Source organism: Flammeovirga sp. OC4 (assembly GCF_000812565.1).
GTDB lineage: Bacteria > Bacteroidota > Bacteroidia > Cytophagales > Flammeovirgaceae > Flammeovirga.
On record NZ_JTAM01000088.1, the window covers coordinates 1 to 14,293 of the forward strand.

Here is a 14,293-nt window from a genome sequence, read left to right on the forward strand (position 1 = left end):
ACGCCTGACGGCTTGACACTAAGAACAGTGGGGGCGTCATTTCAAACAGTGGAACGAAGTATTCGGGCCATAAAACGGTATTGCTGCTCCCGCTCCAAATAGAAATGTTGTTTTAGTTTTATTTGAACTTCCATTGATTGCTTTGCTCATTCTTAATTTTAGTTTATTATATAGATTCTTTAAGAGATAAATAAAATTAGATATTCTAAAGAAGAATTAAAACTAAGATCAACTTATTACATTGTAAACGAAACTATCGTTAATTATTATGTTTAGAAATCAGGAGATTTCTGATGATCTCAAGAACACGAATGACGCTTACGCTTAACATTCGCGCCAGTGAGGTTTCTACCATTTGGACCTGCTATTTAATTTCAAACACAAAAAAAGTGATGCCATTGAAAACAGCATCACTTTGTAGTTTGAATTAGTATAGCTTAATCCCAAAGTTCTAATGAAAGTTCTTTGTTTCTGAATGTTAGAGTATCTGTAACGATATGAGTTTGATTGTCCAATTCATATTTATATTTCAAGTACACTCTTTGGTCTTCTTTTACGTAACGAGAAGCAATATTTTCAACATCTTGGATTTCAGAATCTGAAGCACTTGTTACATCAATGATACCGCTTTCGAAATCCATATTCATATGCAAGCGGGATGTAAAACGAATTCCTGAAAGTCCATTTGAGATCACCTCTGTTGCACCTACTGTCGAAAGATTCCAAGTGGTGTTGTTCACCATGTCTTGATTGCTATTTACAGTCACCTCTTCTAAGCCTCCTGTTGTGTTGAAAACGGAATCAACGCCGTGATGATACCAAACGGCATCTAACGTATGAATGTACTTGATCACCGGAATCATATAGTCCATAGCTTCTACCCCTTTCGTTTCATCTCCTGTCAGTACTGAGTCTGTAGTGGAAGTTAGAATTCGGATGGGTAGAGCATAATTTCTGATCAATGCATTAGGATCTTGAAGGAATTGTGCAGAATCTAAAACAACATCAATTAAGCCGTTGAATTCTCCTTCTTGAATCCACATTTCATTATCATTGCTCAAAGTGTAATATTCCGAAGGTAAAAGTTCAAATGCGGTACCTTCCAACAGGGTTGAGTCGATGGTATAGCTTACCACTTCTGTTCTGTTGTTCTCTCTTTTTCCTCCAAGCACTACGCCCATTTTAAACTGTAAGCCCTCTCCTGCAATCACCGTTCTTACTGGTTTTTGATACGGAAAATAGACTGTTGAATAATCGTAGTCGTTAAGGTAGTTATTGTAACTTTCGCAACTTGTCAATAAAAACAATGCTGCGATAAAAGTATAAAGTAATTTTCTCATAATTCATTCATTTACCATCCCTTATTTTGAATAATAGCATCACCCTTCAATACTTCACGATATGGAATAGGCCCGTAAATCATGTAGCTTTGGTAATTTCTATCTTCAACATGAATCTTTTGATAGGAAGTTGTCAGTGTGTTTTGATCTATATTTATTTCAATACCATTTACAGGTAAATTTATTGCATCTAAACTGTAATTCCAACGGCGGATATCATAAAAACGGTGGTTTTCAAAAGCCAATTCAATACGTCTTTCGTTGTGAATAAAGTCTCTGAAAGCCTCTCTCCCTGCAATGGAATTAAGGTAAGCGTCTGAAGTAATTTTGGCTCTCTGACGTACTACTTGAATCGCCTCTTTGGCGGTCATTCTACCAAACGGTGGTACAGTGTTAGGACCAGACAACTCATTGGCAGCCTCTGCATAATTTAAATACGCTTCTACTTTTCTAAATAAAGCAATATAATGACGCCCGTTAGAGACAGAACCTGGCGTAATGCTCACATTAGGGTTGATAAACTTTTTTAGGTAATACCCCGTTCTTGTGGCAAAATCATTGACTTGAACATGGTCTTCTCCTCCTACATGTGTTGCAATTGTTGTGCCTTTAAATGAAGCACCATTGTGAATAATTGTTGCATAAAAGCGTTCATCTCTCCCTTCATAAGGTTTTGTAGCATCGTAACCAGAATCTGGGTGATCAATCGGATAACCATTGGCCATTGGGAAGGCGTCTACCAACTCTTGTGATGGGTTCGTACTTCCTTGTCCATTTAGCGATGGTGGATAGTTTTTGCGCTCAATGTCGTTGTTGTTCGCATATCTTCTCATAATCGGCTCGCCCACTCGGTCATCAAAGAAAATATCATCATCCCATGCAGGAAGTCCGTTCATGATATCAATCAATTTCTGACTTTCGTATAATGCTCTGCCCCACTTCTCTTCAGCGGAAAGTTGGTCTTGTTGATCTGCGAATGCAGGACTCGCAGCATAAAGTGTAACGACTGAACGAAGTGCTTGAGCAGCCATTTGAGAGGCTCTACCAATATTCGATTCTCCAAAATCTACATCCGAACCCGTGTATTCCAATGGCAAGTTCTCCATGGCTACTTCGGTATCTTTTAGAATTTGTACCACTACTTCTTCGTAAGTATTTCTTGGCAATGTGGTATTGTCTGATGTTTGTCCAAGCATAATAGGAACACCCAATACTCTACCATTTGTGGCTACTCCGCCATGTCTTTTTAAAAGGTTAAAATGATAATAAGCTCTTAAAAAGTGGGCCTCACCATATAAACGTTGTTTGTAGTTGGCGTTTCGGAGTGAATCAGAGATAAAGTAATCCACGGCTAAACCTTTCTGAAGGAAATCATTGATATTTCTAATCACCTCATAAGACCCTGACCAATCCCCAATAGGATTACTTGATGGATTCCATCCGCCAGCGGACATTCTTCTAAGCGATGATTCAATTTTTCTTGTGACGGCATTGTCAGTCGCACAATCCAAAATATCATTTCCATAAGAAGTATACACTGATGGAAGTGCTTGGTAAGCGGAAAGCAATACACCTTCTGCTGTGCTAGGGTGAGCCCAAATTTCTTTTTCAGATCTGTGGTTATCTCTCTCTAACTCTAAGTAATTTGAACATGCTGATGTTGATAATCCAATAATCAAGCTTAGCACTATGTATTTTATTCTTTTCATATCATTACATCAATTAAAATTTAAAATGAGCTCCCAAAGTCACACTTCTCATAATCGGGAAGTTCGTGATCCCTGTATTGGGTCTTTCAGGATCTAAATTTTTATTTCCAATCGTTGTGAATTCATAAAGATTATTACCTCTCAATGTAAATGTTGATTGAATTCCAGCCATTTTCTGTACAATTTTAGCTGGCATTGTATAACTCAACTCTACACTTTTGATTCTGAAGAAATTACCTTTTTCTAACCAGAAATCTGAGTTTTGGAAGTTGTTGGTAGACTGCGCTGTTGTTAAGGCAGGGTAAGACGCCTCTCCAGCTGTTGCCTCCGTCCATGCTCCTCTTGCAATCTCAGAGTAGTTCATCAGACCATCAAACTGATAATATTGACTGTTGTTGTTAACGTAGTGACCTGCTAACCCTGAACCATGAACGAATAAGTTGAAATTCTTGTAACCCACATTCAATTGGATACCGTACGTCATTGTAGGATCTGTTGTGCCCAAGTACGTTCTGTCGTCTTCATCAATCACACCATCGTTGTTCAAATCAGAATATTTCAAATCACCAGGTCTTACCGCACCAAATGTTTGGTTGGTAGCACCTGCAATGTCACCGGCATTTTGGAAGAAACCTAAGTTTCTGTAGCCGTATACATTACCAATCGGCATTCCTTTTTGACTCAAGTAAGTTTCATCAAACTGATATTCCAACACCTCATCCCACTCTGTTTGCTGATACATGAAATTGGATGATACACCAATATGCCATGCTCCTAATTGCTTCATGTAAGAAACCATTAACTCAAAACCATTACTTAATGTAGCGTTATAATTCATCATCATTTGATTTCCGCCCAAATAGTCAGGGTAAAAATCGTCCATGGCTACTGGCATATCTTTACGGGCATTTCTAAATACATTTGCCTCCACGTAGATTTTATTGAATAATGCCAACTCAGTACCTAAGTTTAACTCAATTGATTTCTCATATTCAATGTCTTCATTACCGTATGCCGTTGGTGTCCAAACAGGGTATCTGTTGTTGTTGGTAGGACCAAAACGAGCGTCGCCACTTTCTCCGTATCGAAGTACTTCTGTATAATAATTCAATGAATTATTGTGTGCTAATACACCTGCAGAACCCTTTAGTTTTAAGTAAGTCAACACATCATTGTTTTTGAGGAAGTTTTCATTAGAAACTATCCAACCTAAACCGCCTGAGTAAGTCCACATCGATTGATTTTGGTTCTGCAGTGTATTAGAAGTCACAAGAACAGAAGATCCTTCCACTACATATTTTTTATTAAACATGTAATTTGCCGACAGTCCTGTATGCAAGTGTTTGTGCACTTGGAAGCTTTGACTGTCCGAAGTTCCTTGAAGATATCCTACACCTGTTAGAAGTAAGTGGTGTTTGTCATTAAAAGTTCTGTCGTAGTTAATAGAACCGTAAAACGTATTGCTGTAGTAATCACTTGATGCTTTTCGCACTTGGTCATCCGATTTAAGACCAGAATTGACCAATTGTAATTTATATCCTTCTTCCTCACCTGGCATCACAACAGCATAACTGTTATAACCTTCATTTTTACCGTATCTAAACATAGAGTTATAGTCAATAGAGGCATAGATATCCGCTGATAAACCTTTGACATAATCGTCTAAATCAAAATCAAAACCGATTCTTGTTTGAATATTTCTATCATTCTGAATATCATATCCGCCATAATTCATTTGACCATAAATGTTTTGAGGGTGATTTAAACTACCTCCCAATACGGTCGTTTCTCTAGAGTCGCCTTGTTCAATAAAAATAGGATATTCTAATGCTCTTGTTGAAGCTAAATCCGTAAAGAAATTAGCCGTAGACATTGCTGGCTTATTTCTGAACTCTGCTCTACCTGCTACATCCGTTTTTAAAGTAGCCCAGCTTGATAACTCAATATCAACATTGGCTCTCATATTGAAACGTTCGTAAGTGGTCTCAAAACCCGTAGATTCTAATCCTCCATCACCAGTGTATCCTAAGTGAGCAAAAAACTTTGCCTTTTTTGTTCCTCCTTGGAAGTTCAAATACCCTTTTTGATACTGTGCTGATTCTTTTAAAGCAAAATCTCTGTAATTTTCATTAGGGTATAAAAGTGGATCTGTACCATTTCTATACGCTGCTATCTGTTCTTCACTGTAAAAAGCAGGAAGACCATCATTTAAACGCGCTTGATTGTAATACTGAGCGTACTCATCAGCACTTAAAAATTCAGGGTTACTGGTTGGCGTTTTCATTCCAAATTCAAATCCGCCACTAATTTGTAGACCACTTGACTCCCCTCTTTTGGTTGTAATCAAAATTACACCATTGGCTGCTCTTGATCCATAAAGAATCTTCGCAGTAGCATCTCTAAGAACTACCACTTTGTCAATTTCCTCAGGATTCAAATCCTGCCAAGGTCTGTCAATACCATCTACCAATACCAAAGGTGAGTTACCACTGTTACTGTCTTTTCCACGTACGGTAATAGAGGCTCCTCCACCTCCAGGTACGTTAGCATTTGTAGTCACTTGCAGGCCAAGGATTCTACCTTGTAATGTGTTAGAAAGATTGAGTTCATTGGAAGTGGAAAGATCGTCTCCATAAATTCCGTTGGCTACTCCAATAAACTGCTCTTTCGAAAGCGTTCTGTAAGTAGTTTCTACCTTTTCGTCACTACTTAGTTTCAATGTTCTCTTGAACCTTTCAGTCCCCTCAGAAGTCACTTTTGAAGGTACTTCTTGTAATGGCACTTCAACTTCTTCTTGTGCATGAGCATTTGCACCCATAAAAAATACGAGGGAAGCAAAAGTCCATTTATATATTTTATTCGTATAATTCATAACTTTCTTACCATCCTGGATTTTGAGTGAAATTTTCATTTTTACTTACTTCCTCCAATGGAATCGGGTACCAGTAATTTCTTTCCGAGAAATTTCTCGCATTCGGAATTTCAGGGTATTCATAAGTATAGTTATCCCCGTCTTTCGTGATAATTACTTTTCGGATCGAACGGTAATCTTGCTCAGCTGTTTTCCATCTACGCGAGTCGAACCAACGGTGCCCTTCAAAACACAATTCAATAGCTCTTTCGTTGCGAATTCTCTCTCTAAAAATATCTTTACTAGAAGTGTATTTAGCGTTTACATCTGGCATCCCTACTCTATTTCTGATAATATTGATGGCTTGAACGGCTGACATTCCTGCCTCTGGCGCTACTGTCGTTGGGCCGTATACCTCATTGGCTGCTTCTGCAAAATCTAAATAAATCTGTGCATAGCGAATAAACACCCAAGGCATATAGTGCATACCGTATCTATTCTCCCAACGGTTGTTGCCTACTGGCCAGTATTTTTTGACAAAATAACCTGTCAATGATCTTTGGTTGATCGGTAACTTATCTTCTCTGCCTCCAGTGTATGTTTCAATGTATAATTGTGTATTACCATTTTTACCCCAAGGTGCTCCATTATACAAAATGTTGTTGTAGAATCTAGGGTCACGATTTTCATATGGATTATTCGTATCATAACCTGAATCAGGATCATTGATTGGTAATCCATTACTCATTTCATATCGATCTACTATATTTTGCGTTGGGCCAGTGGTAGCATTGGCACCTCCATAAGACTGTGGTATAAAGTGATTTCTTACATCAGTAGAAGATCGGATACCTGTATGTCTCCAAAATACAAATTCTGAATTGGCTGGCTCAAACTCATTGTAAAAAATATCACTGTAGTTATTTCCATTCATCAATTGAATACCGTATTCACCAGCAGTTCTGAACAACTCTCCTTGAGTAGCCATAGCTTGCTGAAGTAACTCATTATTATAAACCGCTCCATTTCCTGCATCTTGTTGCATTAATGGTGAAGCCATATAAAGCTGAATCATTCCTTTTAAACCTAAAGCGGCACCTTTAGTGACACGACCTAGTTGATCGGCTTCCCATCGATTGGGTAATAATTCTAGTGCCATATCTAAATCTTCCACACAATCTTGAGCACTTTCTACAAAGTTTCTTCTTGGAAGGTTAAAATCAGTATCCGGTGTAAAAGAGGCCTTCATTTCTGGCATTCCTCCCCAACGAATCAACACTTGGAAATAATGCCATGCACGCATAAAGTAGGCTTGTCCTAAAAGCTCATCAATTTGTTGTGGAGTAGCATCCTCTAACATCTCAATTCTTTCGATCGTGATGTTTGCAGTACGAATAGCCTGAAAACTATTCGCAATGACTGGAGAACGAGAACCAATACCTTGATTGCTCATTTCCCAACCTACTTCTGTATTATTAGCATTACCTGGTTTTGAGTAAAAACCACCTGCATTCATATCGTTTTGAACGGTCCAGTTTGAATTATTCTCCGTTTCGTCACTGAAACTACCTGAATCAAAACGACGACGCCAATCAAAATAATCATCTAAATAAGCATATAGTTTGTCATTGAAGGCTCTATATGACTCATAATTGGTAAACACTTCAGACTCCGTCACACCTTGATCTGGTGAACGATCTAAAAATCTTTCGCAAGAAAGAAAACCAATTGCCAGTAATAATATTATAAATCTTTTCATTTCCTTTTCTTATAAACCAAGTCGTAAACCAAGATTAAATCTTCTCACTAGAGGATAAGCCGCATTTGAGTTGGCTGGGTCCAGTCTATCATCAAAATCAGTAACTGTAAATAAGTTATTACCTGATGCATAGATGTACATATTTCTGTAGAAAGCTCCTGTCTTGCCTTTCAGCGTATAGCCAACTTCTAAGTTTTTCAGACGCCAATACGAAGCATCTTCCCACTTGTATTCCGTTGGGTTATTGTTATGCTGTCTGTTTTGGAAGTGAAGAGTTGGGTTCGCATTTGCGTTTGGATTTTCTGCACTCCAAGTATTGGTATGGAATTCATCCAATACATAAAAACCTTTTGAGAAACCCCACATCATATCGTCTGAGATATTTGCGTAATTACCACTTACACCGTAGAATAATGCTGAAACAGAAAGCCCTTTATAGCTCAATGAAAGGTTCACACCATACGTCTGTGTTGGTACATCCAACCCTTTTAGTACAGTTTGATCATTGATATCTACACTACCATCGCCATTGAAATCAACATATTTGATATCACCTGGAATTGGCGAACCACCCAAGTTAGTATTTGGTGAGTTATAAATGTCGTCCCAGTTTTGGTATAAACCATCTGTAACGTATCCTTTTTTCCATCCGATAGGCTTACCTGCATCTTTTTGTGATTCAGGAAGTAAAGCTGGATCATCTCTGTTGATGATTTTACTTTCATTCATTGAGTAGTTTGGAGCAATGCCAATCTTCAAGTAATCGCCTACTGTAAAGTCATAACTTAATGCCACTTCAAAACCTCTTGATTTCACTTCACCAATATTGGCGTAAGGGTTTTCAGGGAAACCTGACCAAGCTGGAATATTTCTTCTTTCCATCAAGATGTCATAACGGTACTCATTGAATAGATCTACGGTCAGTTTCCAGTTCTTTAAGACTGTTGCTTCAAAACCTAAGTTCTGTTTCACTGCTTTTTCCCAAGTTGCATTTTCGTTAGGAATTCTTCCCTCATAATAGTGAGGAGCCCAGTTTCTTGGATCTTGTCCTAATCTCCAGTTGATGTTACCATCTTGATAGTATTCACCAAAGTAAAGGTGTCTTGTATTGTTGTTGATGTGCGAACGCCCTACGGTACCATAAGAATAACGGATCTTAGCACTATTCAACCAATCCAATCTTTTAAAGATATTTTCTTCTGAAATGGCCCATCCCAATGCAAATGATGGGAATACACCAAATCGTTTTCCAGGAGCGAAGTTATCAGATCCATTGACACCCACGTTAATTTCAGCCATATACTTCATACGGAAGTCATAAGTTAGTCTACCTGCCCAGTTTTCTTCATAGAATGGGAAAGATACATCAGGTGAATTGATTCTTCTTGAGAAAAGTAATAAACCGGTTACTGAATGGTCTCCAAATGTTCTGTTATAACGAGAAGAAAATTCATACAACATCGTTTTTCTAAACCAACCATATTCCCAATTTTCAATAGTGACTGGTTGTTCAACGAAGTTAGCATCAGGATAACGTACTTGGTTTTCAGCGTCAGGAGTTGGATAGTGAAATAATGTTCTGTCTTTAACGATTGATTTGTTAAACTCTGTATAAGTATCAAAAGCAATTTTAGCTCTAAACGTAAGTCCTTTTGTAATGAAATCTAGTTTTTGATCGAGTTGTAAGTTTGTAAACAGCTCCGAACGTCTTGTTTGTCCGCTACCTGATTCGTTTAGAATTGATAAAGGGTTGTCTGCTCCGTTAGGGTCAATACCTCCATAAGTACCATTTTCAAATCTTGCTGGATAAAGGTAAGAAGGTGTTCTGTAGATTTTCTTAAAAAATTCACCTTTTTGATATTCACTTGATTTTACTTCCTCAGGACTTGAATACCTTTTTTGGTTTCCAGAAATACCAAAATCTACACTTGTTGTTTTCGTTACTTTAAACTTAAGGTTGGTTCTAAAGTTTAATCGATCATTCATAAAACTTGGATCATAATCCTGATTCGATTGAGAATTTAGAACGTCTGTTTCTCTTAAATAGCCTACTGATGTGAAATATTTGATTTTCTTTGTTCCACCCGAAATATTGAAGTTGGTTTTCGATTGGTAACCTGTTCCGACAACCTCGTCCCACCAATCTACTTCTGGGTATCTTTCAAGATCTCTATTAGGATCTTCCCAGTTTCTGATATAGCTTTCTGGAATCATTTGATCCCAAAGTCCATCATTTGCCAATGCTCGATTGGATAATCTAAATGTATTAGGCATATCTAATCTTGATGAAGTATTCATTGGAGTTTTAATCCCCACTTCCTGAGAGATATTAATTCTTGTTTTCTCCTCAGAACCTTGCTTTGAAGTCACCAAGATTACACCATTGGCACCTTTCACACCAAATACCGCCGTTGCAGAAGCATCTTTTAATACCGAAATTGATTCTACTTCATTAGGGTCAATATCATTAAAGCTTCTTTCTACACCATCTACTAGAATAAGTGGTGAGTTATCATTCCATGAAGAGCGACCACGGATTAAGATTTGTGCTTCATTCTGTCCTGGTTCTGAAGTAGTCTCCATCACCGTCATACCTGCTACTCTACCTGTCAATGCACTAGTCATGTTCGTTGCACCGCCAGATTCTAATAAATCTTCTGTTGGCGTAGTTTCAATGGCTCCAACAATACTTTGTTTCTTTTGTACACCATAACCTACAACCACTACTTCTTCGAGTAGTTCCTCGTCTAGTGACAACACGATATCGATAACAGATTGCGTACCAACAACAACTTCCTTGCTTTTGTAACCAATGAAGGAATACACTAATACGTCGTTAGTATTAACAGATAGTTTGTAAGAACCATCAAAATGAGTAATTGTTCCTTTAGTAGTTCCTTTTATAAGGATAGACACACCTGGTAGTGATTCTCCCATTTCATCTTTTACTACTCCAGAAACAACAATGTTTTCCTGAAGCGCTTGAAGAGTCTTATCATCAGCTTCTGAATTGGCAAGAGTATCAAAACTAAATAGTAGTAAAAAAGTCAGATACAGAATGCTTTTTCTAGTAATGCTGTGAGTCACTCTAAAATGAGTAAACTTCTTGTGCATAATTTCAAAAAATGTTAAAGTGTTCTTGTTGAGAATAGAACCTATTCTATTTCATTTCATTACAAAACAACAGTTTTAAAGGGAGTATAATCCCCTAATTTTTCATTAAAAAAGGGGGAAAAACTAATAAAAAGTGCGTTTTTATGTATATAGTGGCTATTTATCGTATTTTTTGGACCTCAATAACGAAAATATTAAAAAATCAAAAAAAAAGGATATTTTCGTAATCATAAAATTACAAAAATATCCTCATTTTTCAGTCTCTCTTATTATCAATTAGTACATTATAAACTAAGTTATCGTCAACTTTTATTGGTATTTAGAAATCAGGAGATTTCTGCTGATCTGTAGAACACGAATGAAGCTATCGCTTAACATTCGCGCCAGTGGTCTTTTTACTCAATTCGTTAGGTAGTACTTCCTTCGGCCTTGAAGTCAAAAGCTAAATCCCATAAATATTCGAAACTTAGTTTACAATGTAATTAGGTGAAAAATAACTCGAACACAACACTAATGTGTCATTTTGCTTTTGTTACTCCCACGTTTATATACCGGACGATAATTTTCCGGCGTTTTCTTCATTGCTAAAGGAGCATTCGTCTTCTCCATCCACTTCTTCAAGTCCTTCAGCAATTGATCTCTTTTTTTCGTTTCAATTTTTGATAAATCTTTCTTCTCAGAAGGATCATCTTTTAGGTTGTATAACTCCACCATCTGATTAGAGGCAATTTTAGCTTCACCTCCATCTAACACATATTCTTCATGGAAAAGAAGTAATTTCCAATCTCCTTGAATAGCTACCGTGACCGGTCGATTTCTAAAGTAAGCATCTCTTGCTCCTCTGGCATTTTTACCATCAAGGTAAATAGGATAATGATAATAGATGGTCGATCTTGAAAGCTTTTCCTTTTTACCTTCAAGAATTGGGGTAAAACTTTCACCATCCAATACCTTGTCCTTTGCTTTGTTGATTCCTGCCAAATCCAACATTGTAGGATAAAAATCAATATTGATAATTGGTGTTGTTGAGTTGGAAGGTTTAATTTTTGAAGGCCATCTTACAACCAATGGTACTCGAATACCTCCTTCATACAACATCCCTTTTGCTCCTCTCAATGGTGTTTGTTTTACTTTACCAATAGCTCCATTATCAGAAGTAAAGAATACAATTGTATTATCATCTAACCCCAAAGATTTCAATTTATCCATGATCATTCCCATACTATCATCTGTATGTTTGACCATTGCCGCATACTTGGCGTTTTTATGGATTTTCCCTTTTTCTTTTTGCTCAAAGTACTCAATCATGGGTTGTCTAGCTTCCCATTTGGTGTGTACTGTATGGTGTGAGAGGAATAAGAAAAAAGGTTCGTCTTTATTTTCTTCCATAAAATTACAAGCTTTCTCTGTAAGGCTGAAGATGTCTTTCGGATCATCAGTTTCCTTAAAATTAATTTCGCTTGCATCCGTTTCTCCGTTGACATCAAAACCTTGTTCAGCTGGAGTTCCTGCAATATGCCATTTCCCAAAAATTGCTGTCTTGTAGCCCCCATCGTTTAAGGCTTCTGCCAAAGTGTAGTTTTCTAATGGCAAACCTTGATCAGGTATTGGTTCCAACCTCATTTGTTCCTCAATTCCTCTTTTTGAATTCCAAACGGCCACTTTACCATGTCTTGGTGTGTACTGCCCAGAAATCATACAAGCTCTTGATGGAGCACAATTGGGTCCTGCGGAATAGGCATTATGAAATACCATTCCCTCAGAAGCAAATTGATCTAAATGAGGTGTTTCATGGTAATCAGATCCCATAAAAGCAGGATCTTTCCAACCCATATCGTCTACAAAAAATAGAACGATATTGGGCTTTTTATTGGTTTGACTTATACCTTCTGTTAAAATAGATAGAAAACAGAAAATAAATAAAATTGATTTGAGATGCATGATTATAAGCTTTCAGCTTGGAATGGAAATGCCGTAGATACTGTTCTTGCTTCATCAAAGATTTTTTGAGCTTTTTTTACGATCTCAGGTTGTTCTTTCGCAAGGTTGTTACTTTCTGAAGGATCATTTGATAGATTATAAATCTCAATTTTCTTCTTCTTCTTCAAGTTATATTGTACTGCTTTCCAATCACCCATTCTTACGGCTCTACGTCCCCCTTTTTCATGGAACTCCCAATATAAGTAATCATGTTGTGCTTGATTTTTGGCCTCTCCTAACAATGTAGGTAAGAAAGAAATACCGTCGATATTTTTATCTTCTGCAATTTCAACACCTACAATCTCTGCAACAGTTGGTAAAACATCCCAAAATGCTGATGGATGATCTGAAACCGTTTTTTCAGCAATTGTTTTTGGCCATGAAACGATCATTGGAACTCTAATTCCTCCTTCATACAAATCTCTTTTTACCCCTTTAAAAGGACCAAAAGATTTGAAATAATAAGGATCTGCTCCACCTTCTTTATGGGGACCGTTGTCAGAACTGAAAATGATAATTGTATTTTCTTCTAACCCGAGGTCTTTTACTTTTTGAACTACTTCTCCTACAGATTGATCCAAATAATGCATCATAGTAGCAAACGCAGCTCTTGGATATTCTTGATCACCATAAGCACCTCTATAAAAACGATCTTCATGCGTTAAATTCGGATCATGGTTCGCTTTATTGACATACGGTTTTCCTTGAGGGAATTTTTCTTTATACGCCTGGAAAAGAGAATCTTGTGGCACAACCATTTCAGCGTGTGGAATAGTGTAAGGCAAGTACATGAAGAAAGGTTTATCCTTATTTTGATCCATAAAAGACAACGCCTGCTCATGAATCATATCGTGTGTATACGTCATCTGACCTTCTGAATTTGCTGGTAATGGCACTTTCGTTCCGTTGTGTCTTAGATACAATGGATAATAAGTATGTGCTAAACGCTGACAATTATAACCATAAAACTCATCAAACCCTTGAGCGTTAGGTGCTCCTTCTGATTGCGGATAACCTAAGCCCCACTTACCAAACATACCCGTTACATAACCTTCTTGCTTAAGCATTTTTGGTAAACTGTATGTATCTGCTGGAATTGGCACTTGCCCCTCTGGCAATACTTCTTTATTACCTCTAATTGGTGTATGCCCTGTATGCTGACCCGTTAATAATGCTGATCTTGATGGAGCACAAACACTACTTCCTGCGTAGTGATCTGTAAATCGAATACCACTTTCTGCTAATGCATCAATGTTAGGTGTAGAAAATTTTTCTTGGCCATAGCAACTAAAATCTCCCCAACCTGCATCATCAGCTAGGATATAAATAATATTAGGTTGTTTAATTTTTTTGTCAACTGACTTCTTATGAGGAGTTGCACAAGAAGAGACCCCAAAAACCACGGCTAAAACCACCGCTATTTTTAAGATGTTATTTCGTAATACATTCATTTGCATCTTTCTTAATTGATAAAAAATAAGTATTGGAATAAAGAAATGGTTGTATCACACACCATCGTTAAAACTATAGGTAGATGATT

At 37.3% G+C, this 14,293-nt stretch carries 7 protein-coding genes; all 7 read right to left on the reverse strand.

The genetic code is table 11. The features are described 5' to 3' along the window. Positions 1-437 precede the first annotated feature (437 nt). Positions 438-1,340 carry a DUF1735 domain-containing protein gene (locus PL77_RS26725; protein ID WP_044212066.1) on the reverse strand — a complete coding sequence of 301 codons (903 nt, stop codon included), beginning with the start codon at positions 1,338-1,340 and terminating at the stop codon, positions 438-440. Between the two features lie 11 nt (positions 1,341-1,351). After that, positions 1,352-3,049, reverse strand: a complete 1,698-nt coding sequence (locus tag PL77_RS26730; protein WP_044212068.1) for a RagB/SusD family nutrient uptake outer membrane protein — start codon at positions 3,047-3,049, stop codon at positions 1,352-1,354. A gap of 13 nt (positions 3,050-3,062) precedes the next feature. Beyond that, a complete protein-coding gene (locus PL77_RS26735) occupies positions 3,063-5,960 on the reverse strand; it encodes a SusC/RagA family TonB-linked outer membrane protein (RefSeq protein WP_044212070.1) in 2,898 nt (965 codons plus the stop codon). Further along, positions 5,929-7,659: a RagB/SusD family nutrient uptake outer membrane protein gene (locus PL77_RS26740; protein WP_044212072.1), complete on the reverse strand. Its 1,731-nt coding sequence runs from the start codon at positions 7,657-7,659 to the stop codon at positions 5,929-5,931. The genes PL77_RS26735 and PL77_RS26740 overlap by 32 nt, the downstream gene beginning before the upstream one ends. 9 nt (positions 7,660-7,668) lie before the next feature. Further along, positions 7,669-10,773 carry a TonB-dependent receptor gene (locus PL77_RS26745; protein WP_052444765.1) on the reverse strand — a complete coding sequence of 1,035 codons (3,105 nt, stop codon included), beginning with the start codon at positions 10,771-10,773 and terminating at the stop codon, positions 7,669-7,671. Between the two features lie 510 nt (positions 10,774-11,283). Next, the gene (locus PL77_RS26750; protein WP_052444766.1) at positions 11,284-12,714 is read right to left on the reverse strand and encodes a sulfatase; all 1,431 of its coding nucleotides are present in this window, start codon (positions 12,712-12,714) and stop codon (positions 11,284-11,286) included. Positions 12,715-12,716: 2 nt separating this feature from the next. After that, entirely contained in the window at positions 12,717-14,204 is a 1,488-nt protein-coding gene (locus tag PL77_RS26755) for an arylsulfatase (protein ID WP_044212087.1), read from the reverse strand. Positions 14,205-14,293: the final 89 nt, after the last annotated feature.

Bases quoted from the DNA above. Each gene is read 5' to 3' on its own strand.
- PL77_RS26725 (WP_044212066.1), bottom strand. From the start codon at position 1,340: ATGAGAAAATTACTTTATACTTTTATCGCAGCATTGTTTTTATTGACA.
- PL77_RS26730 (WP_044212068.1), bottom strand. From the start codon at position 3,049: ATGAAAAGAATAAAATACATAGTGCTAAGCTTGATTATTGGATTATCA.
- PL77_RS26735 (WP_044212070.1), bottom strand. From the start codon at position 5,960: ATGAAAATTTCACTCAAAATCCAGGATGGTAAGAAAGTTATGAATTAT.
- PL77_RS26740 (WP_044212072.1), bottom strand. From the start codon at position 7,659: ATGAAAAGATTTATAATATTATTACTGGCAATTGGTTTTCTTTCTTGC.
- PL77_RS26745 (WP_052444765.1), bottom strand. From the start codon at position 10,773: ATGCACAAGAAGTTTACTCATTTTAGAGTGACTCACAGCATTACTAGA.
- PL77_RS26750 (WP_052444766.1), bottom strand. From the start codon at position 12,714: ATGCATCTCAAATCAATTTTATTTATTTTCTGTTTTCTATCTATTTTA.
- PL77_RS26755 (WP_044212087.1), bottom strand. From the start codon at position 14,204: ATGAATGTATTACGAAATAACATCTTAAAAATAGCGGTGGTTTTAGCC.